Annotated in this window: 16 protein-coding genes; 14 read left to right on the top strand and 2 right to left on the bottom strand. The window is 51.0% G+C overall.

All coding sequences use genetic code 11. The annotated features are described in order from the left end of the window. The first annotated feature begins 53 nt into the window (after nucleotides 1-53). The 9 genes from ACTHPM_RS06965 to ACTHPM_RS06925 all read left to right on the top strand — a co-directional run bounded on the left by ACTHPM_RS06965 (nucleotide 54) and on the right by ACTHPM_RS06925 (nucleotide 14,263). Nucleotides 54-1,034 (top strand): alpha-ketoacid dehydrogenase subunit beta, encoded by a 981-nt coding sequence (locus tag ACTHPM_RS06965; RefSeq protein WP_440394466.1) that lies wholly within the window; start codon nucleotides 54-56, stop codon nucleotides 1,032-1,034. 32 nt (nucleotides 1,035-1,066) lie between these two features. Continuing rightward, on the top strand, nucleotides 1,067-2,389 hold the full coding sequence (locus tag ACTHPM_RS06960) for a dihydrolipoamide acetyltransferase family protein (RefSeq protein WP_440394465.1): 1,323 nt from the start codon (nucleotides 1,067-1,069) through the stop codon (nucleotides 2,387-2,389). Nucleotides 2,390-2,392: 3 nt separating this feature from the next. Continuing rightward, nucleotides 2,393-3,814 carry a dihydrolipoyl dehydrogenase gene (gene lpdA / locus ACTHPM_RS06955; protein ID WP_127602595.1) on the top strand — a complete coding sequence of 474 codons (1,422 nt, stop codon included), beginning with the start codon at nucleotides 2,393-2,395 and terminating at the stop codon, nucleotides 3,812-3,814. 211 nt (nucleotides 3,815-4,025) lie between these two features. Beyond that, the gene (gene thyA / locus ACTHPM_RS06950) at nucleotides 4,026-4,820 is read left to right on the top strand and encodes a thymidylate synthase (RefSeq protein ID WP_440394464.1); all 795 of its coding nucleotides are present in this window, start codon (nucleotides 4,026-4,028) and stop codon (nucleotides 4,818-4,820) included. A gap of 43 nt (nucleotides 4,821-4,863) precedes the next feature. Then, nucleotides 4,864-5,349 carry a dihydrofolate reductase gene (locus ACTHPM_RS06945; protein ID WP_440394463.1) on the top strand — a complete coding sequence of 162 codons (486 nt, stop codon included), beginning with the start codon at nucleotides 4,864-4,866 and terminating at the stop codon, nucleotides 5,347-5,349. Between the two features lie 173 nt (nucleotides 5,350-5,522). After that, nucleotides 5,523-7,010, top strand: a complete 1,488-nt coding sequence (locus tag ACTHPM_RS06940) for a glutamate synthase subunit beta (protein WP_440394462.1) — start codon at nucleotides 5,523-5,525, stop codon at nucleotides 7,008-7,010. A gap of 282 nt (nucleotides 7,011-7,292) precedes the next feature. Beyond that, on the top strand, nucleotides 7,293-9,614 hold the full coding sequence (locus ACTHPM_RS06935; RefSeq protein WP_440394461.1) for a DNA topoisomerase 3: 2,322 nt from the start codon (nucleotides 7,293-7,295) through the stop codon (nucleotides 9,612-9,614). Between the two features lie 263 nt (nucleotides 9,615-9,877). Then, on the top strand, nucleotides 9,878-12,466 hold the full coding sequence (locus tag ACTHPM_RS06930; RefSeq protein WP_440394460.1) for a GDSL-type esterase/lipase family protein: 2,589 nt from the start codon (nucleotides 9,878-9,880) through the stop codon (nucleotides 12,464-12,466). Nucleotides 12,467-12,499: 33 nt separating this feature from the next. Then, nucleotides 12,500-14,263: a LamG-like jellyroll fold domain-containing protein gene (locus ACTHPM_RS06925; RefSeq protein ID WP_440394459.1), complete on the top strand. Its 1,764-nt coding sequence runs from the start codon at nucleotides 12,500-12,502 to the stop codon at nucleotides 14,261-14,263. Nucleotides 14,264-14,292: 29 nt separating this feature from the next. Here ACTHPM_RS06925 and ACTHPM_RS06920 read toward each other — a convergent pair whose 3' ends face one another. Both ACTHPM_RS06920 and ACTHPM_RS06915 read right to left on the bottom strand, forming a co-directional pair. Continuing rightward, complete coding sequence (locus ACTHPM_RS06920) at nucleotides 14,293-15,057, bottom strand: HAD family hydrolase (RefSeq protein WP_440394458.1); 765 nt, start codon at nucleotides 15,055-15,057, stop codon at nucleotides 14,293-14,295. A 13-nt stretch (nucleotides 15,058-15,070) separates the two neighbouring features. Beyond that, entirely contained in the window at nucleotides 15,071-15,988 is a 918-nt protein-coding gene (locus ACTHPM_RS06915; protein WP_440394457.1) for an ArsR/SmtB family transcription factor, read from the bottom strand. Between the two features lie 137 nt (nucleotides 15,989-16,125). Between ACTHPM_RS06915 and ACTHPM_RS06910 the strand changes: the two genes are divergently transcribed. The 5 genes from ACTHPM_RS06910 (at nucleotide 16,126) to ACTHPM_RS06890 (ending at nucleotide 21,573) form a co-directional block, all read left to right on the top strand. Further along, the gene (locus ACTHPM_RS06910; protein WP_440395371.1) at nucleotides 16,126-17,295 is read left to right on the top strand and encodes an MFS transporter; all 1,170 of its coding nucleotides are present in this window, start codon (nucleotides 16,126-16,128) and stop codon (nucleotides 17,293-17,295) included. Between the two features lie 66 nt (nucleotides 17,296-17,361). After that, nucleotides 17,362-18,087, top strand: a complete 726-nt coding sequence (locus tag ACTHPM_RS06905; protein WP_440394456.1) for a phosphonate ABC transporter ATP-binding protein — start codon at nucleotides 17,362-17,364, stop codon at nucleotides 18,085-18,087. Nucleotides 18,088-18,126: 39 nt separating this feature from the next. Further along, nucleotides 18,127-19,452, top strand: coding sequence for a hypothetical protein (locus ACTHPM_RS06900; protein WP_440394455.1), 1,326 nt, complete (start codon nucleotides 18,127-18,129; stop codon nucleotides 19,450-19,452). Beyond that, nucleotides 19,445-20,143, top strand: coding sequence for a response regulator transcription factor (locus tag ACTHPM_RS06895; RefSeq protein WP_440394454.1), 699 nt, complete (start codon nucleotides 19,445-19,447; stop codon nucleotides 20,141-20,143). Before ACTHPM_RS06900 ends, ACTHPM_RS06895 begins: the two co-directional genes overlap by 8 nt. Further along, nucleotides 20,140-21,573 carry a HAMP domain-containing sensor histidine kinase gene (locus tag ACTHPM_RS06890; protein ID WP_440394453.1) on the top strand — a complete coding sequence of 478 codons (1,434 nt, stop codon included), beginning with the start codon at nucleotides 20,140-20,142 and terminating at the stop codon, nucleotides 21,571-21,573. The genes ACTHPM_RS06895 and ACTHPM_RS06890 overlap by 4 nt, the downstream gene beginning before the upstream one ends. The last annotated feature ends 77 nt before the right edge of the window (nucleotides 21,574-21,650 follow it).

The following is a 21,650-nucleotide window of genomic DNA, read 5'->3' as shown; positions in this document are numbered from 1 at the left end:
GACGCATGGCTTAAGCAACGTGAACAGTGAATGTTTAAGGAGGAAAAGAAGCAATGGCACAAATGAATATGAAAGAAGCGATCCGCGACGCGATGCGCGTGGAGATGAAACGTGATCCTAACGTCATCGTTTTTGGTGAAGACGTAGGTAATGTCGGCGGCGTGTTCCGTGCAACGGAAGGCCTGCAAAAAGAGTTTGGCGAAGAACGCATTTTCGATACGCCGCTGGCAGAGTCCGCAATCGGCGGTATGGCAGTCGGTCTGGGTATTCAGGGCTTCCGTCCGGTAGCTGAAATCCAGTTCGTAGGTTTTATCTTTGAAGCTCTTGACCAAATGTTCGTTCAAGCAGCTCGCATGCGCTACCGCTCCGGCGGCCGCTACAATGCGCCGATCGTATTCCGTACGCCATTTGGCGGGGGCGTAAAAGCGGCAGAGCTTCACACGGATTCCCTGGAAGGTTTGGCGATCCAGACTCCGGGTATTAAAGTGGTAGTGCCGTCGAACCCTTATGACGCAAAAGGTCTTCTGATTGCCTCCATTCGCGACAACGACCCTGTATTCTTCATGGAGCATTTGAACCTGTACCATGCATTCCGTGCAGAAGTTCCTGAGGAAGATTATGTGGTAGAGCTTGGCAAAGCCAACGTTGTTCGCGAAGGTTCCGATGTAACGATCATCGCTTACGGCATGATGGTTCATACGGCAACCAAGGCTGCTGAAGAGCTCGAGAAAACTAAAGGCATCAAGGCGGAAGTGATTGACCTGCGTACGCTGAATCCTTTGGATATCGATACAATCGTGGCATCCATCAAGAAAACGAACCGCGCCATCGTGGTTCAGGAAGCTCAAAAAACTTCCGGCGTAGCCGCAGAAGTGATTGCTCAAATTAACGAGAAGGCCATTTTGCACCTGGAAGCCCCTGTACTCCGCGTAGCGGGTCCGGATACTGTATATCCGTTCGCACAAATCGAGGATACTTGGCTCCCTACACCGGCTCGTGTAATTGCTGCAGTCAACAAAGTTATGGAATTCTAAGAAAAGCAGTCATTTGATTGGAGGTAGTAAAGGTGGCAAAATTTGAATATCGTTTCCCTGAGCTCGGCGAAGGTTTGCATGAAGGCGAAATTATTAAAATGCACATCAAACCGGGCGATAAGGTAACAGACGACGACATCATCATGGAAGTACAAAACGACAAGGCGGTTGTAGAGGTTCCTTGCCCAGTTAACGGTACGGTACAGGAAGTGCTGACCAAGGACGGACAAGTGTGCCGTGTCGGCGAAGTCGTTGCAATTATTGATGCAGAGGGTGAAGTTCCTGAACAGGAGGCACCTGCTGCAGATCATGGTTCCCAGGAAGCTGACGCAGCCAAAGGCAGCGCAGATACCACTTCTTCTCCAGCGCAAAGCAGTCCTGAAGCAGCCAAAGAAGGCGGCGAAGGCGCTTCTGCTCCGGCAGCTCCGAACAAAGACGTACTTGCAACGCCAAGCGTGCGTAAATTTGCTCGCGAGCAAGGCATCGATATCACGCAAGTGAACGGTTCCGGCAGCAACGGCAAAATTACGAAAGAGGACGTTGAAGCGTTCATAAATGGTGGAGGCCAGGCTTCTGCTCCGGCAGCATCCGCGAAGAGCGAAGACAAAGCTCCGGCAGCATCCGCTGCTTCTTCCGCAGCCGCTGATCAGCGCGCCGAAGAAGAACGCGTACCATTCAAAGGCATTCGCAAAGCCATTTCGAACGCTATGGTTAAATCGGCTTACACTGCGCCTCACGTAACGATCATGGACGAAGTGGACGTTACTGAACTCGTAGCATTCCGTACCCGCATGAAACCAATCGCCGAGAAAAAAGGCACCAAGATCACTTACCTGCCATTCATCGTTAAAGCGCTGGTTGCGGCTTCCCGCCAATTCCCTGCCTTGAACGCCATGATTGACGAAGAAAACAACGAAATTGTTTACAAAAAATACTACAATATCGGTATTGCTACCGATACCGATAACGGCTTGATCGTTCCGGTTATCAAGGATGCTGACCGCAAGAGCATCTGGATGATCGCCGACAGCATCCGGGATCTGGCAGCACGCGGCCGCGACGGCAAGCTTGCTCCGAACGAAATGAAAGGCAGTACGATTTCCATCACGAACATCGGTTCCGCTGGCGGCATGTTCTTTACTCCGATCATTAACTTCCCTGAAGTTGCGATTCTGGGTACTGGACGCATCTCCGAGAAGCCTGTTGTTAAGAACGGTGAAATCGTAGCTGCTCCCGTAATGGCATTGTCCCTAAGCTTTGACCATCGCATCATCGATGGAGCAACGGCGCAACACTTTATGAATTACATTAAATCACTGCTCAGCAATCCTGAGCTGCTGGTTATGGAGGTGTAAGATATGGTAGTAGGTGACGCTTCTCTCGATATCGATACATTAGTCATTGGTGCAGGTCCCGGCGGATATGTAGCAGCCATTCGTGCCGCTCAGCTCGGACAAAAAGTTCTGATCGTGGATAAATCCGAAGTCGGCGGCGTGTGCTTGAACCGCGGATGTATTCCTTCCAAAGCCCTGATTGCCGCTGCTCACCAATATGAGTCTGCAAAACACGGCGAAGCTTTCGGCGTAACGGCCGAGAACGTGAAAGTGGATTTCAGCAAAACCCAAGAATTCAAAAACAGTGTTGTGAAAAAGCTGACTGGCGGCGTAGCCGGTCTTCTGAAAGGCAACAAGGTTGAAGTTTTCAACGGCGAATGCATGTTCATCAGCGAGAACGAAGCTCGCTGCTTCAATGAGCATGAATCCCCACGTTACCGCTTCAAGCATTGCATCATTGCTACAGGCTCCCGCCCAATCGAGCTGAAAGCATTCCCGTTTGGCGGACGCATCATGTCTTCCACGGAAGCGCTGAGCCTGCCTGAAATTCCGAAGAGCCTCGTCGTAATCGGCGGCGGCTATATCGGAGCAGAGCTGGGTCAAATGTTCTCCAAATTCGGCACGAAAGTGACGATCCTGGAAGGCTTGGATACGATCCTGAACGGATTTGATCCGGACATGACGAAGCTTGTTGTGAAGAGCATGAACAAAACCGGTGTTGAAATTATCACGAATGCCAAAGCCGAAAGTGCTGAGCAAACGGATAAAGACGTTACGGTTAAATATTCCGTAAACGGCGAAACCAAAGAAGTGACGGCGGATTACCTGCTTGTAACCGTTGGTCGCCGTCCTAACACCGATGGAGACCTGGGCCTTGATCTGGTTGGTATCGAAATGACTGACCGCGGTTTGGTTAAGGTTGACCATCAAGGACGTACCAACAAACCAAACATTTTCGCGATCGGCGATATCGTTGCCGGACCTGCGCTGGCTCACAAAGCTTCTTACGAAGGTAAAGTGGCCGCGGAAGCCATTTCCGGTCATCCTTCCGTGGTGGACTATAAAGTGGTACCTGCTGTCGCTTTCGTAGATCCGGAATGCGCAAGCGTTGGTTACACCGAAAAAGAAGCCAAAGAAAAAGGCTACAAAGCCAAAGCTGCGAAGTTCCCGTTTGCGGGTAACGGACGTGCGCTGTCCCTGAACAATCCTGACGGATTCGTCAAACTGATTTTTGACGAAGAAAGCCAGCTGGTTCTGGGCTGCCACATTGCCGGTATCGAAGCATCCAACCTGATTGCAGAGCTCGGACTCGCGATCGAAATGGGCGCTACGCTCGAGGATATCGCTTTGACGATCCATGCGCATCCTACACTGGGCGAAATCGTGATGGAAACCGCTGAGCTTGCGCTTGGCAATCCGATTCACGTGATCGCGCCTCGCAAATAAGAACGAATACCATATGCATGTACTGGAGCAGAAGCCTTGCGTTAGCAGGGCTTCTGCTTTTTTAGTATCACGGTTGGTATGGTGCCAGGGCAGTTTAATTTTGCTATTTCTCTGGTTTGGAGAGCATGGTAAACTATATGAAATGAAACACAAGAGCTAGACTGGGCGAACGAACAACTAGAAAGACAAGAATCGAGAGGGTGGACGAAACATGCGGAATTACCTGGAATTGCTTGAAGACATTATGGAGAACGGTACGCCGAAAGAAGATCGGACAGGAACGGGAACGATATCGGTATTCGGAAGACAGCTCAGATTCGATCTTGCGAAGGGTTTTCCTTTGGTGACGACCAAACGGATTCATATTAAATCCGTCGTCCATGAGCTATTGTGGTTTCTGAGCGGCGAAACCAACATTCGGTATTTAAAGGAGAACGGCGTATCCATCTGGGATGAATGGGCCGATGAGAACGGCGATCTGGGGCCGGTATACGGGTCGCAGTGGCGTAACTGGGAAGCACCGGACGGGTCGCATATCGATCAGATCGCGAACGTGATCGAATCCATCAAGAAGAATCCCGATTCCCGCCGGCATATCGTCAGCGCTTGGAATGTGGCGGAAATCGAACAGATGAAGCTTCCTCCATGCCACTTCGTATTCCAGTTCTATGTAGCGGGGGGCAAACTGTCCTGCATGCTGACCATGCGGTCTGTAGACACCTTCCTGGGGCTACCGTTTAACATTGCCTGTTATGCCTTACTAACGCATATGGTAGCGCAGCAGTGCGGCCTGGAGCCGGGAGAATTCATATGGTCAGGCGGAGACGTGCATATTTATTCAAACCATCTGGAGCAGGTCAAAACACAGCTTGAACGCGAGCCTTACGAGCTTCCGCAGCTTGTGATCAAACGCAAGCCTGATTCCATTTTCGATTACACGTTTGAAGACTTCGAGTTCGTGAATTACAAGCATCACCCAGGCATTAAAGCGCCTGTAGCCATTTAACGATTAGAGGTCCATAATTCCTGCATAAAGGAGCAGATGTACGATGAGCATGACTTTTATCTGGGCAATGGGAGAGAATCGGGTCATCGGCCGAGATAATAAGCTGCCATGGCGCCTACCTAGAGACATGGCCTTTTTCAAAGAACAAACGATGGGTAAAAAGGTGCTCATGGGAAGGAAGACATGGGAGTCCTTCGGAGCAAAGCCATTGCCGGGCCGTACCAATATCGTCCTCACGCGTGATCCCGATTATGCTGCACCGGGCGCCCGGATCATTCATACGCTGGATGAGGCTCTCGAAATCGGAAACGGAGAGGAAATCATGGTTATTGGCGGAGCAGAGATCTACCGGGTACTGCTTCCTTACGCGGATTGTCTTGTCATTACGGAGATTGACGAAGCCTTCGACGGTGACACCTTTTTTCCGGAATTCGATATGTCCGAATGGAAATGTGTTCAGGAAGTACAAGGAATCCGTGATGAGAAGAATCCTTATGATTACCGGTTTTGTACGTATACACGCCGGTAAATATCGTGTATCACTTCCATCCGAATGTAAGCAGCGTGTCAAATTGTGCAAATAATTATTCGGATAATCCATTTAATATACAAAGATTGAGATGCTACTATAATTGAAATATCATTGTGTCGATAGCGGCAGATAGAGAATCATCAGGAAAAGAACGGATGGGGGAACACGTCATGTCTACACCAACAGGTTTTATGGAATACAGCCGCCAGCTTCCGGCGGATCGCGAGCCGGCTGAACGGATCAAAGATTGGGAAGAATTCCACAAGCATTTATCCGAAGAGGAACTGCGCACACAGGGAGCACGCTGCATGGATTGCGGCACTCCTTACTGCCACACGGGCATCGACATGGCAGGAGGCACCTCCGGCTGCCCCGTGAACAACCTGATACCGGAATGGAACAACCTGATTTACCGCGGACTTTGGAAAGAAGCGCTTGACCGCCTTCATAAAACGAATAATTTTCCGGAGTTCACGGGCCGTATTTGTCCGGCGCCTTGCGAGGGATCCTGCACCGTCGGTCTGATCGGCCAGCCGGTCACCATCAAGACGATCGAGCAGGCGATTATCGATAAAGGCTTTGAAGAAGGATGGGTTGTTCCAAATCCGCCCGAAAAGCGTACAGGCAAGCGTATCGCCGTCGTCGGCTCAGGACCTGCAGGACTTGCAGCAGCGGCTCAGCTGAATAAAGCAGGGCACAGCGTAACCGTATATGAGCGGTCTGACCGTATTGGCGGACTCCTGATGTACGGCATTCCTTCCATGAAGCTGGACAAAGCTGTCGTGCAGCGCCGTGTGGATCTGCTGGCTGCAGAGGGCATCCGCTTCGTCACGAATACCGAAATCGGCAAGGATATTTCCTCGCAGCAGCTCGCCGACGATTATGATGCCGTGGTACTGTGCGGCGGGGCTACGAAGCCGCGCGAGTTCAATATCGAAGGTAGTCATTTAAACGGCGTCCATTACGCGATGGATTATCTGAACGGAACGATCAAGAGTCTTCTCGATTCCGGATTGGCTGACGGCAAGTACCTATCGGCGGAAGGCAAGGATGTTATCGTCATCGGCGGCGGTGACACCGGATCCGACTGCGTCGCTACATCCCTTCGTCACGGATGCAGCAGCGTGACCCAGTTCGGTACGCATGACATGGCTCCGCTGGAGCGGGATCCGATCAACAACCCGTGGCCGCAGTTCCCGAACGTGTATACGCTGGATTACGCACAGGAGGAAGCCAAAGCGCTGTATGGCAAAGATCCGCGTGAGTTCTCCATCATGACCACCAAATTCGTGGGCGACGATGAGGGCAACCTGAAAGAACTTCATACGGTACAGATCAAGCGTATGGTTGATGAAACAGGACGGAAAATTTATCAGCCGATACCGGGTACCGAAAAGGTATTTCCCGCCCAAATGGCGCTGATCGCCATTGGCTTCGACGGTCCGGAACAAACGATCGTAAACCAACTGGGCCTTGAAACGGACCGGAGATCGAACGTTAAAGCGGCATACGGCAAGTATCAAACGAACGTCGATAACGTATTTGCGGCAGGGGACATGCGCCGCGGACAGAGTTTGGTTGTATGGGCCATTAACGAAGGACGTCAGGCGGCACGCGAAGTCGATAAATATTTGATGGGTTCCACAGTTCTCGTTTAATGCGGCAGTGAATATGTAAATATGGAATTTACTCCAAGGCTTCCCGAATTATTAGGGAGGCCTTCTTTTGTCGTTGTGCAGCTTTTCTATAGATGATAAAGACGTGAAGATGATATTTACTTACGGGCTCCACGCCCTCGTTTCGTTGAAACCAAGGTGTTTGTATGCTATTATTATGAGTATTCGATTCTATGAAATGATCGGACCAAGGTCGGGGGAGGCTTTCTTTTCTCGGCCTTTTTCATGGGAATATGAACGTCCATTTGAGGAGAGACGGTACTTTTGAAAACACTAGTGATTGCAGAAAAACCGGATATGGGACGTAATATCGCGGCTGTCATTGAGCCGAAGGCCAAAAACGCCCGCACCTACATCGAAGGGGAGCATTACATCATTACGTGGGCGATCGGACATTTGATCGGCTTGGCTGAGCCGGATGCGTATGATGACAAATACAAGAAGTGGAATATCAATGATTTGCCGATTATCCCCGAGCAGTTCAAGCTGAAGCCCAATCCGAAAACGAAAGATCAGCTTAAAGTAATTGCCGAGCTGTCCAAACGAAGCGACAGGCTGATTAATGCTTGCGATGCCGGGCGCGAAGGCCAGCATATTTTCTCTCTGATCCAGCAGCATCTAAAAATGCGCCAACCGGTTCAACGGTTATGGATCTCGGATTTGACGCCCGAAACGATCCGCAAAGGCTTTGATGAGCTGAAGGACGGCAGGGAGTATGAGAACCTCTCCATGGCGGCAAGAGCCCGCAGCGAAGCGGACTGGCTGATCGGGATGAACGGCTCGCGAGCTTTTACGACCAAGCATAATGTGCTGCTCTCGGTCGGCCGCGTTCAGACGCCAGTGCTTGCGCTCGTCTATGACCGCCAAAAAGAGATCGAAGCTTTTAATTCTGCGAAGTTTTATGATGTCGAGGCCATATTTAAGCAAGGAGACTCCGAGTACAAAGGACTCTGGCAGGGCGAACGCATTCAGAATGAGGACAAAGCGAAGGCAATCGCGGCGAAAGTGCAAGGCAAGGAAGGTAAAGTACTGAGCTATGATATCAAGGATACGAAAGAGTATCCGTTCAAGCTTTACGATTTGACACTGCTGCAGCGGGAGGCTAACGCCAAATACTCCTTTTCTGCCAAAAAAACGCTCGATCTTGCTCAGGCCCTGTATGAAAAACATAAGGTGATCAGTTATCCGAGAACCACCTCCAACTATGTGACCGAGCAGAATATCCCGCAGATGTACAAGTCGCTGGACCAACTGCGAGGAACGGATTACGCCAAGTTTGCCGAGCATGCGGACAAAAAATTCGTTCATAAAAACAATAAATCGGTCTGCAACCCGGCCAAGGTGGAGGACCACCATGCCATACTGCCAACCAATAAAATGGCAAGAAACCTGGCGCCGGACGAAGCCAAAATTTATGACCTGATTGTGCGGCGCTTTTTGTCCCATTTTTATCCGCCGGCGGAGTATAAGGTGCATACGATCATGACGGCCGTAGAACAAGAAGAATTCAAAACGACCATCAAACAGCTGCTTTCGGAAGGCTGGAAGGTGATTTATGCCGATCAGAAAAAAGACGCCAAGAAATCCCGCGCGAAGAAGGATAAAGAGGAAGAGGACGATGTACAGCAGGAGGAAGAAGTCACGGCCCCTTTTCAATTAAACGCCAAAGAAGGGGTAACCTGCATAAGCAGCGAGGCGAAGGAAAAAGAGACCCAGCCCCCGAAGCCATACACTGAGGGAACGCTGTTAAAAGCCATGGAGAGCGCGGGCAAGCAGATTGAGGATGAAGAACTGCGGGATGCCATGAAGGATTCCGGTCTTGGGACGCCGGCGACGCGCGCAGCGATCATCGAACGGCTCAAGCAGGTGGGGTATATGGTGATGAAGGGGAAGCGCATCGTCATTACCCAAAAGGGGAAAATGGCCGTCGAGGTGATCCGGGGCGCGGGCGTCGATCTCCTGACGTCTCCCGAAATGACGGGACAATGGGAACGCAGGCTGAACGAAATCGCCAAGGGTTCCGCATCCGACGAAGTCTTCATGGCCAACGTCAAAAAGTTTGCGACCATGATTATCGGCAAAGTGAAAATGCAGCCGCGGGTCGCGAAGGAATCCTTTGAAGATCAATCCACCGATAGCACCGCCAAATCTTCGCGGAGCCGGAAGAAGCCGGCTGCCAAAGCAGGTGGGGAAGGCAATGCCGGCCAAACGGGAGCCTCCAGCAAAGCCTCTTCCAGCAAAGCCGCTACCGCCGTTAAACCGCGCGAACGGACAAGCGCGCCCGTAGCAGCAGCGTCCGAGCCGCGTACCGCCGTGTCCGGCATTGCGCCTTGCCCGAGGGCGGGCTGCGGAGGAACGCTGATCATGGGGAAGCGTGGTTACGGATGTTCTCATTATAAGACGGGGTGCACATTCGTCATTTGGAGGGATCAGTTCGGTGTTTCGCTGGAGCCATCAGATATTGCCTCACTCGCAGGCAGCGGGAAAACGGCGAGGGCTTTTACACTGAGCGATGACGGACAAGTGCATCAAGGAAAATTGATTCTGCTAGACCCGGATACGGGTACAATCGGCATCGATGCATAATTAATCGTTATTAACTTTTGATATCACAATGGCAAAGAAAGTCGAACAGTCGCTATTTCCAAGCGGCTGTTCTTTTTTTTGTTACATCAAAACGCGAATAGGTAAAAAATGCACCCTAAATGTAAAAGTAAAGGGATTTCATCGCGTGGTTATTGTCAATAAAATGAGACTACATCACAGTAGAGAGGAGGTTTGGTGGCGAACATAACTGTACAGGCATCAAGAGTCCGGGTGAAGAGTGAATATGAGAGGAGTGAATTTTTGTGAAAAAAGGAGCACTGATATTATTGTCTTTCATGCTTTTATGGGGGCTGCTGCCTAAGTCATTGTTAAACGAACGAGTGGATGCAGCTTCCGACCCCAGTCTCATATTCCGCATGGAAAATCAGGACATTAACGGCAGTCCGTACCCTGATCTGAACGACAAAGTCGATACGCTGAAAACGCTGGATCAAGGCACCATTGTCGTGAAGTTCCGCTACACGGGCAATTCGATCATGTCTTTATTTTCTCTCAGCAATAACACCGTAGCGGATGGGCACTTCCATCTCTACATTACGCCGACCTTGATCGGGAGCGAGAATCGCTATGCCGAACCGGGTAAAACCAAGTCCAACACCCATATTAAAAGCAATACAATCACGCTGACGCCAAATGTGGATCATACGGTGGCCATGGTGATGGACAAGGCGGCCGGATACAAGTATTTCCTGGATGGTGTTCTCATTAAAGAAGATAGCGTTTCACCCCGAAAATTTTTAAACAACATCTATGCTCCGAACAGCTCGAAACTGGGAATTACCGAAAGAGCCGGCGGAGCTTTTCAATACCCCTTTACGGGCAGCATTGCTTATGCTGAAGTGTACAGTAAGCCTCTTGATGATCAGACGCTGATCAATATGACGAGAACCGTCAGCTCGGCTGCTGACCTGAATGCTGTTAAACAGGCTATCACTTCGAATGCGGCTTCTTCCACCTTCGTGTTTACGGGGGGCGGGATGACGTTTTCGCCAGGAGCTGCGGAAGGGTACCGGAATTATATGCAGCATTTCGAGGAACGGATTCGCTGGGAGCTGGGAGGCACGCTTCAGCGGCGGAATTTCGTGTTCAATACGCAGAAAAAGGGGATGACGGCAGCCGGCCTCCTGGCTGATTTTGACAGACGCGTCACCCGGTTACAGCCCAAAGCCGTGTTCGTGTCATTGGGACAGGAGGATGCGGCGAGCAATACACCATTGGCGACATTTAAAAGCAATGTCAAAACGATTGTAAGCCAAATTCGAAATGCAGGCTCCATCCCGGTTCTCGAGAGCAGTATCGTTCCGATCAGCTCGACTTTCGCAGCCAAGGTATCCACTTATGTGGACACGCTGAAGCAGATTGCCGCAGAAGACGGTGTCGTGCTCATCAACCATTACGAAACGTGGAATGGGTATACAGACAGGGCTGCATTGACCGCTTCTGACGGCGTGACACCGAATGAGCTTGGGCATCTCAGGCTTGCCAAAGAGCTAATGAGCTTGTTCGGTGTCGGTGGAAGCGGGTATACCTGGGGAATCAACGGATATACGGACACCAAAGAACCTGCCAGTCAAGTCATAAACCGGAATGTCGCGTATACCGAATCGGGCAGCGCCATTTCCGTTAATTTGACAACAAGCTTAACCGGTCTCGGAACGGTGGAGAAGGTTATGGTGACACTTCGTTCTGATGAGGAGCAGGTCGTTCGCGAGACCGCAAGCGGGACGGGGACGGTATCCATGGGCAGCGTCGTCTCCTCAAAACCGTACACCTTAACGGTTAAAGCAAAAATGGCAGGATCAGCCGTTTGGACGCAGCTGCAGACTGCATATATTCATGGCAGTGCGCCGGCTCCCGTTCAGGTACCGTCAGAAATACAGTCCTTGCTTCAGGGAACCGGGCCGGTCACATGGCTGTTCAGCGGAGACAGCATTACGCACGGCGCTCTGCATACAAAAGGGTACAAGTCGTTTGCCGAGTTGTTCGGTGAACGGGTCAAAGGCGAGCTGTCAGCCGTCAATCCGGCGCGGGCTGACGATATCGTGCTGAATACAGGCGTATCCAGCATGACCACAAGGGATTTGCTCGCGAATTTCGACCGCTGGGTGACCGTCAACCAACCGGATGTGGTGTTTATTGCGTTTGGCATGAATGACAGCAGCAATCAAATGGTTCCGCTTGAAGAATTCAAGAACAACCTGCGGACAGCCGTAGACAAGGTAAGGCAGCTTGGGGCGATCCCCGTGCTTGAGACGATCAACACAATCAAGCCGGCGGATGGAGGGCGCGTGAACAATTTGCCTCTCTACGTGGATGCGATTCGCAGTGTGGCACAGGAGAAGCAGGAGCTGCTCGTTGATCATTACCAATATTGGACGGAAGCAGAACAGAAAGAAAGTCATATCAAGAGCATCTGGCTGAATGACAACATTCATCCCAATTACGTCGGATCAACCCACATGGCTGCGGCGATATTCCACACGCTGGGGCTGGACGATCCCAATAGTTATATCGCCAGTCTACGGTATATCGTGGCACCGGCAACGCAAGCTTTAAACCAAACTCCGTCCGTCACTGCGGCCAATCAAACCATAACGGTTGATGTTCCTTCCATCGTAACCGCGGCTGGAGGGGCAGGCGCAGTGGAAAGCGTAACCGCATCTATCAATCTGGGGAACCAGAATACGATGACCATGACCACATTTAAGAAGGATGGTGTGATCCGTTTCACGAACCTGACGCAGCCTGGCAGTTACACCGTGAAGGTGAAGGTAAAAGTAAAGGGTCAGAACAAAGAACTGATCATGAACGATGCGAATGCATCCCTATAGGAGGGTAAAATGGGAATCCGAATCCGGAAATCTATGATCATGATGTTATGTTTGTCCCTTATTGCGGTATCGATACAAACAGGGGGGGAGACGGCAGAAGCATCCGTGAGCGATGGAATTGTCCTGGACTATGGTATACGCCAGAGCTTTAACGGCACAAGTGACTTCATCGATAAATCGGCGGATATCGGCAAGGTAGCCGGGCTGACGCAAGGAGCCATTGTCGTGAAGTTCAAGTCGACGAGCGGAGCCATCGCCAAAACATTCCTCAGCGCAACCGATACAACCAAACCCTCCAGCAATTTGTCTTTTACAATGAACGGAGGCACCGTGTATTTCGAGAACAGGGAAAACAATGTGTATACTACGCGGATGAGTGCATCAGGCAAGTATAACGACGGCCAGTGGCATACGGCAGTGCTCAATGTTAGCAGTGGAGGAGCCAAAATCTACGTGGATACCGTGGAGAAGGGTTCGAGCCCGTCGGCTGCTTTTTTCCCGGCCGTGAATCATATTAACGCGATGTACGTCGGAAGGAACCAGGACAGCACAGGACCCGAATGGTATTATTCCGGTGAGATGGATTTTCTGAAGGTTTATAACAGACCGCTCAATGCGCAGGAAATCAGTGAGGTGAGCAGCATTCCATACGTGCGTTTGGATTACACCATTCCTTTCATCGACTTGTCCAAGGACACTGGCAGAATGGTATTGACAGACAGGCAGCCGGGACAATACCTGGGTCAACCGGACTCGGTGCTTCTGGACGACAACCAGACCATTATCACCGTCTATCCGAAAGGTCACGGCAAAGGACCGATTCTGATGAAAAAAAGCACGGATGGCGGACGGTCCTGGAGTGACCGACTGCAGACGCCTGTATCATGGGAGACCAGCCAGGAAACGCCGACTATTTATAAAGTTACCAAGCCCGACGGAACGACGAGACTGGAGCTGATCAGCGGGTTACCCGCAAGTCCGGGCGGCTTCAAGACGGCTTACTCGGACGATGAAGGGCAAACCTGGTCCGAATTCACTTCCTATTTTGCGAATACGGGCAAATACGGCTGGGTAGCGATGGCCAGTCTGACACAGCTGAAAAAGCCGGACGGCAGCTGGGACAACAAATGGATGGGGATTTTCCATGATGGCAGCTACAATAACTGGAAGACCTACTTGACGTTTGATGCCAGCGGCAACGAGCAGTGGAGTGTACCTGTTCGTCTGCTTGCGGAACACAATGCCGTTGAAAAGAGCGCCGGCCTGTGCGAAATCGAAGTCGTCCGTTCACCTGACGGTCGGCAGCTGGCATTGCTTGCCAGAGCCCAGTTCAAGAAAACGAACGCGATGATCGCTTTTTCTAATGACGAAGGGAACACATGGACCGAACCTAAAGAAATGCAGGGAGCACTGATGGGGGAAAGACATAAGGCGGAATACGATCCGGTGTCGGGAAGACTCCTGATCACCTTCCGGGATATCATCCGCAGAAGCGCGGCCGATTTGAACGATTGGGTCGCAGGAGACTGGGTGGCGTGGGTTGGTACTTACGATGACCTGGTCAACTTCAGGGAAGGTCAATACCGGGTGCGGCTCATCGAGGATTTCACGCCGTCCGTCCGCAGCGGCGACACCGGATATGCAGGGAACGTCGTGCTGCCTGACGGAACCTACGTGCTTACGTCCTATGGATACTTTGATGCTCAGGATGTCAGAGCACCGTACATCATGACGACACGCCTGAAGCTCAGCAAGCTTGATTCTTTGGCTGCTGCATCGGCCGGAGCTGTCCATTAGAATAATGATATCAAACAAAACAACGGTCCCTAATTCAGGGGCCGTTGTTGTTCTTGCTTGATTTTGATGTCGATAATCTCCGGTATCTCTTCGATGGACGACACGGTATACAGGGATGAACCGGGCTGCTGCTCCAGCTCGACCATATTGTATACCCATTCATTGGATTGTTTGATGTATATGCTTTGCAGGCCTGCGGTTAGCGCAGGCACCACATCCGTCCGCAGCGAATTGCCGATCATCCAGGTGGAGGAACGGTCGAATGAGCCTTTCCGCAATATTTGCTCCAAAGTGGATTCGTTTTTATGCTGCGTAATATAGATGCGGTCGTCAAAATACGTGCTCAGCTTCATTTGGTCGATTTTACGCTGCTGAATGGCGGTTTCTCCGCCCGTGTAGAGATAGAGGTGATGACCATCCTTTTGCAGGGTTTCAAGTGTTTCCACCATGCCCGGATATGGCTCAACCTCTTGTTCATATACGCTGAGCCCCAGCTTGTTCAGCTGACGCTCTTCCTCCAGATGGATGGGACGGCCAAGTTTCCGGCAGAAAAAACGGTAAGTCTCGATCAGCGAATTGGGAAAGTTGCCGCTGCTGAAACCGGTCCGGTTCACCTGGGCAACATCGATTTCGATTTGCTTCTCGCGTATTTCTTCGGTTGATAGACGCTCCTCTCCAAGCCAGTGATGCACAAGCTCAAAGAATTCCCCCAGGACAAGCCCGAAATATTTATTGCAATGGATGAGCGTATCGTCCAAATCAAATAAAATATGCTGTCTTAACGTGTTATTCAACAAGCTTCTCTCCTTATAGACGCATGTAAGATTCCAGAAACATCTGGAGCTCCGACGCACCGTCCGGACGGATACTGAATTTCTCCGTGTCTCCCGCTCCGAGATGAATCCGCAGCAGTCCCGCTACTCTTAGGATCATCAAATGATGCTTAAGCGATTCCTCCGTCTGATCCAAATCACGGATCATTTCGTCCAGTGAATGAGGCTTTTCCGCAACGTAACGAAGCAGGCGGAGGCGCTTGGGATCAGACAGGGCATGCGTCATTCGCAGCAGGCAGGTTGGGGGCTCGTCCTCATCCTCTTCGGGGACATCAACGGGGTATTGAATCAGCATCATTTTTTTATAGAAACAGTACGTATTGATCGGACGGTTATGAACCGTCGGAAACAGCACGATCGTCTGAATTTCGGGAGCGTTTTCGATGACGAGTCCGCCGGAGGCGTACTCCACGAGGCTCATCGGATCCATCTTGGTAAGGAGCATTCCCTTTTCCTTGGCATCTTCCTCGATAAGAGGGATAATGCTCGGCTCCACGTTTTTGAAATAATGCTCATACCAAAGCGTCAGGAGCGGGGTATACTGCTCCCGAATCCGGCGCGTTTCTCCGATCGTTAATTCCGGGAGATAGGGGGAGGCGGCTGCCAGCAGCACTTCATCGGGCGTTTCCCGCAAGCACTCCAGAAAAGAAGGAACGGAATCCCCGTTGTTCCGGTGAATGGCCCAGGCATACAAGACATCATAATCGTCGAAAGGCCACTTCGCCGTCTCGGAAAGGGCAGCCGTCACTTCCGGCGTCAGCTTGCCGCTTACTTCACTGATCCATTCCGGTCCGATGTCCAGATTGCGGACCCATTTCTTGGATGTATATACCATGAAACTGCCGAGCAGTTCATATATGGGCGAAACATCAACTTTCACTTCATAGTTCATGAAAAGGGTAACCTCCTATGAAATCAGTGCATCTCCTTCATTATGGCTTGTTGAGTATCGGGTTGTCTACTATAATGTTCAAGTAGTTTGTCCGGATCGATCGAAGGAGGAAATTTTCATTGTCTCAATCTAACAGCATGAATCGCAGCTCATCTTTTCATTATGTCATATTGCTCATCGTAATTGTAGCGGCGGGGGTCAGCCAAGGGCTGCTGCTGCCGGTATTGTCTATTTTCCTTGAAAAAATGGGCGTATCTTCAGCCATGAACGGCTTGAATGCAGCTGCGCTGTACGTGGGCTCATTTGCGATGACCCTGGTGGCGGAACGTACGCTCGGCGCACTCGGTTTTAAAAAGCTGGTCAGCATCGGGCTTGTGCTCGTCCTGTTCTCCGTCATATTGTTCCCCGTATTTCCCAATGTGAAATTCTGGTTCATCCTTCGCCTGCTCGTAGGCATCGGCGACAGCGCCGTACACTATGCAGCACAGCTGTGGGTACTCTTGGTCACCCCGGAAGAGAACCGGGGCAGAAATATTTCAATTTACGGCATGTCCTACGGCCTCGGCTTCAGTCTGGGACCGCTCGGGATTCCGCTGCTGTATTTCGGCAGCAGCGTGCCTTTCATTGCGCTCGCAGTGCTCGTTCTCCTGGTACTTCTGCTCGTGTTGATCAAGCTGCCGGACCTGCGGCCGGAGAAGCTGAAAGGGGAGGAGCGGCCGACGAAACGTTTCCGCCGCAGCTATGCTTTTGCGTGGTATGCCCTTATTCCGGCCCTGCTCTATGGTTATATGGAATCGGGTATCAACAGCAATTTTCCCGTCTATGGCTTGCGTGTCGGTCTCAGTGAACAGCAGATCGCCTTCCTGCTGCCTTTCATCGGCATCGGCGGCTTGGTGCTTCAGCTTCCTTTAGGCTTGCTAAGCGACCGTTTCGGAAGAAAGAGGGTTTTGATCATTTGCGGCATCCTTGGCGGCCTGGCCTTTACACTCGTGCCTTTGGCCGGCACCTCAACGGCAGCGATCCTGATCCTGCTGATGCTGGCGGGCGGCATGATCGGCTCCTTCTTCTCGCTCGGGCTTGCTTATGCAGCGGATATTCTTCCAAAACTGCTGCTGCCCGCAGCCAACGTCATCGCATCCTTTCATTTTAATATAGGGAGCATCGCAGGACCCAATATAGGGGGCACTTTGATGCAGTACGGCTGGAATGCCGGGATGTTTATCGTGCTTGGTCTCGGCTTCATGGCATTTGGTCTACTTGGCGTCCTCGTCAGGAGTAAAACTTTGACTGAGGGGGACGGCCTATAGCTGTACTCCTGAAACCGAATGCTTTATGATAGTAGAAAGAGAACGAGAGACCAGAGGAGAAATGTCATGATTAGAATCCAGCATTTAACCAAGTCCGTCGGAGTCGATAAAATACCTGTACTCAAGGACATTTCGCTTGATTTTCAGCGGGGGGAACTGATCGCGATCGTCGGAGCCAGCGGAAGCGGGAAAAGCACCTTCCTTCGCTGTCTTGCGCTCAAAGACAAATGGGACAAAGGCACCTTCGTGGTTGACGGCGTAGATATATTGAAGGACCCGTTCCCCGGAAAAAGAAAAATTAAACGCGAATGGGCATACTTAGAACAAAATCCGCATTTGAACCTGAACCGTACCGCGCTCAAAAATGTGCTGATTGGCCAGTCCGGTCAAACGCCGGTATGGAGAATGGCGACGGGCATGATTCGTTCGGACGATTACATGGGCGCGATGGATGTCATCGAACAGCTCGGGCTGCTGGAAAAAGCGCATAATAAGTGCGAAAAGCTGAGCGGCGGTGAGCGGCAGCGGATCGCCATCGCGCGTTCCCTTGTGCATGGTGCGAAAGTGATTCTTGCCGATGAGCCCGTGATCGGGCTGGATCCGAAGTCGCAGGAAAGCGTCATGGAGACGCTCAGAAAGCTGTGCGAAGAGGAGCGGGTCAGCGTATTGACGGTGCTGCCGCTGGAGCTTGCAGAACGTTACGCAACGCGGATCATTGGCTTATCTGGCGGCGGAATCGGCTTCGATATTTCCGGCCGCCGGCTCACGGTCCGCGAACGAAATATGCTATAAAGCCTCGTGCAGGCTTTGGATAGAAAAGAGTGATTCTTTTTGGTAAAACGCTACTGGATTTATATTCCTGCCGCATTGTTCCTGATGCTGCTGCTTGGCGGATGTTCCTTTATTAGCGACCCGGTCTTGATGATGAAGACCCCTCAGTTGTCGGCAGAGAAGGAATCCTTGCGGGCGATCGTAATGGCCCAGCTGCCGGAGGATGCCAACCTGATCCGCTCGAATGAAGAAGACGACACGAACGTAATACATTTTGTGGATCTGGACAACGATGGTGCAAGTGAGGCAATCATATTTTATGAAACGCCGGATCAGACCATCGGCATACACGGCATGATCTTCAAGAAAAGCAACGATAGCTGGGTCAAACAAATCACGTTTGACGGCGTAGGCAAAGTGCTCGAATCGCTGTATTTTAAGGATATGACGAATGACGGCAAAGTGGATATCGTTGCAGGCTTCTCCATGGCCAACGAAGAGACCCAGAACCGTGTCTTCATCTACAGCTACAATGGCAAAAGCCTTGAGAGGGTGCTGGAGCGTCCGTATACGAATTTCGTCATCAGCGATATGAACAAGGATCATATCAATGATCTGACGATTGTCGATCTGAAGCATGGAGAGAGCAACTTCATTACGACATTCCAGTTCGAAGAGGGCAGCTTCATGGAGCTGGACCGCTTGGAGATGAAGCCGTATATCTACAATTATTACAATATTGTCGCAGGGAAAGTGTTCACGGATCCCGAAGGAAACAGCATCGAAGGAATTGTATTGGATGCCACTCTGTCCACGGTCGGCGAAGCCTCCTTTACCAGTATTATTGTCATGCAGGACGGCAAGCTGAAATCGGTATTCGAGAAGGACGATCAGACCTTCAGGCAGTCCCGGATCTTCAGTGAAGATATTAATAACGACGGTCTGATTGAAATCCCGCTGCTGGAAACGCCGGTCGGCTGGGAGAATTTCGTCCAGAAGGAAGTCCCTTATTTCTATGCCTACTATCAATGGGACGGCAAAAGCGGCCTGAAGTTTGTCGCCGAGAAGTACCATGATACGAAAAACGACTTCGATTTTGGTTTTTTCCCGACCCAGTGGCATAACAAAGTGACGATTGATACGAAATCGCAAAAGGATAAATACCTGCGCTTTTACATGATCGAGACGGGGAAGACGGTCGCGGAGATCAAGTTTTTCTCGCAAAATGAATGGGAAAAGCAGCATGAGGACTGGAAGTATCTGTCCCGCAACAGCGGGAAGGTCATAGGCTACAAAAAAAGCGTGGACTTTGATTTTAACGGCAACAAGAACAAATCAAAGGATGAAGTACCGCCGATAGAAAGGAAGGACAAGCAAAGTGAGTAAAGTATTAATATTGGAAGATGAAGATTCCATCCGAAGTTTTATCGTCATTAATTTAAAGCGAAACGGGTTTGATGTACTCGAGGCATCGAACGGCAATGAAGCGCTGGACATTCTGATGGGCACGCCGGATATCGATATCGCCTTGCTCGACGTTATGGTGCCGGGCATTGACGGGTTTGAGGTATGCCGCAGAATTCGGGAAACGAATGAACGCCTCGGCATTATTTTCCTGACGGCCAAAGTGCAGGAGCAGGATAAGGTGTATGCTCTTTCGGTTGGCGCGGATGACCATGTCAGCAAACCGTTCAGCCCGACCGAGCTGATTGCACGGATTCAGTCCCTGCTGCGCCGGGTGAACGTTCACCGCGAGACCTCAGCGAAGGTCAGCTTCCAATCGGGACCTTTTGCGCTTGACCTGATTTCGAAGCAGTTTAAGAAGAATGGGCACAGCATCGAGCTGACGCCTACGGAATTTTCGCTGGTACAGTTTTTCCTGGAAAAAGAAAATACCCCGCTCAGCCGGGACGTGCTTCTCGATCACGTGTGGGGCAAGGAATATATGGGTGATCCGAAGATCGTGGACGTGAACATCCGCCGTCTCCGCCAGAAGATCGAGGATAACCCTTCCGAGCCCGAGTTTCTCCAGACCGTATGGGGTCACGGGTATAAATGGAAGGGTCAGGGACAATGATCAAGAAAGGCATTCGCCGGCAAATCGTCATGCATTACTTCATCGTCGTGTTTTCGACGCTGCTGCTGGCTGAAGTCATTTTTTTGCTGGCTATACGAAGTTATTACTACGACAGCATCTATAGCCATATTACGAATCATATCAAACAGGTGGAAGAGTATCAGAAGTTTGAGACCACATCCAATAATGGCAGGGACTTAGGCAATTTGCTTATGGTCTATAAGCTGAATTACACCGAGATGCAAATTCTCAACATTCAGGGTGACGTTCTCATTAACTCTTCGGATTTCCAGCCTGATATTTCGATGAAGACGAGCGATATATCACAGGCGCAATCGGGAAACATCGGAAGATGGGTGGGCCGGCAGCCGAATACGGGCGAAGACGTGATGGCCGTCTCCAAAATGCAGCAGGACAACGGTCGTGATGCATATATCGTACGTTATGTTACCTCACTGGAAAGTGTAAACGCGAAACTCTTTCAAGTCACGATGATTGCGACGGCCGTAGCGGCCGCCGTGCTGGCGCTCGTGCTGGCGTTCAGTCTTGGGCTCGCCAATTCCATCGTCAAACCCCTGAATACCATCACTGCCGTCTCGGCGCAGATGGCGAAGGGAAAGTTCAATATCCGGATCAAGGGCAATTACAAATATGAGCTTGGCGAGCTCGCTTCCACGCTGAATTACATGGCACAGGAAATTGTACGCAGCAATCAGGTAAAGGATGACTTTATTTCTTCCATTTCGCATGAACTCCGCACGCCGCTGACCAGCATCAAAGGCTGGAGTGAGACGATCAATTCCGGAGGATATGATCCGGAAGAGACGAAAATCGGGATGGAGATCATCACGAAGGAAACGGAGCGCCTCATCGGCCTGGTCGAAGAAATACTCGATTTCTCGAAGCTGCAGCAAAACGAAATGAAGGTATCCTTCGCACGGGTCGATTTGAAGGAGCTGCTGCAGGAAATCATGCTTAATCTGTGGACCAAAGCCGAGAAAAGATCCATCGAGCTGCGCCTGGATTCGGTCGACAAACCGCTGGTCGAAGGGGATGCCAACCGACTGAAGCAGGTGTTCCTCAATTTGGTGGACAACGCCATCAAATTCTCGCATGAGAACTCGGCCATTGATCTCCTCGTATCCTTTGAGGGGAATAACGTGGTCGTCCAGGTGCATGATACCGGTATCGGGATCAGCGAAGATCATCTGATTAAAGTGAAGGACCGATTCTTCCAGGTAGACCCGCTCAACGGAGGGACCGGACTCGGACTTGCCATTTCCCAGCAGCTGGTTGAGCTTCATCACGGCATCCTGTTAATTCAAAGCGAGCTCGGGGTAGGTACCACGATTGTGGTCCGACTGCCGAGATTGCTCGAAAATACGGATTCGGGACCCGATCCTGCTGTTTCGGCACCGCAGCTTCCGTAATTCCAACATCATATCCATGACAGCAGGAAAAGAGCGAAAACCGCAAAGGCGGGTTTCGCTCTTTTGTATATAGCAAC

The sequence above is a fragment of the Paenibacillus sp. SAFN-054 genome (assembly GCF_051966755.1).
Taxonomy (GTDB): Bacteria; Bacillota; Bacilli; order Paenibacillales; family Paenibacillaceae; genus Paenibacillus_AQ.
Note: the sequence above shows the minus strand (reverse complement) of the source record. Positions and strands in the feature narration are given on the sequence as shown.

Coding starts and splice junctions, on each gene's coding strand:
- ACTHPM_RS06940 (WP_440394462.1), top strand. CDS start 5,523: ATGTCTACACCAACAGGTTTTATGGAATACAGCCGCCAGCTTCCGGCG.
- ACTHPM_RS06965 (WP_440394466.1), top strand. CDS start 54: ATGGCACAAATGAATATGAAAGAAGCGATCCGCGACGCGATGCGCGTG.
- thyA (WP_440394464.1), top strand. CDS start 4,026: ATGCGGAATTACCTGGAATTGCTTGAAGACATTATGGAGAACGGTACG.
- ACTHPM_RS06890 (WP_440394453.1), top strand. CDS start 20,140: ATGATCAAGAAAGGCATTCGCCGGCAAATCGTCATGCATTACTTCATC.
- ACTHPM_RS06905 (WP_440394456.1), top strand. CDS start 17,362: ATGATTAGAATCCAGCATTTAACCAAGTCCGTCGGAGTCGATAAAATA.
- ACTHPM_RS06910 (WP_440395371.1), top strand. CDS start 16,126: ATGAATCGCAGCTCATCTTTTCATTATGTCATATTGCTCATCGTAATT.
- ACTHPM_RS06925 (WP_440394459.1), top strand. CDS start 12,500: ATGATCATGATGTTATGTTTGTCCCTTATTGCGGTATCGATACAAACA.
- ACTHPM_RS06945 (WP_440394463.1), top strand. CDS start 4,864: ATGAGCATGACTTTTATCTGGGCAATGGGAGAGAATCGGGTCATCGGC.
- ACTHPM_RS06915 (WP_440394457.1), bottom strand. CDS start 15,988: ATGAACTATGAAGTGAAAGTTGATGTTTCGCCCATATATGAACTGCTC.
- lpdA (WP_127602595.1), top strand. CDS start 2,393: ATGGTAGTAGGTGACGCTTCTCTCGATATCGATACATTAGTCATTGGT.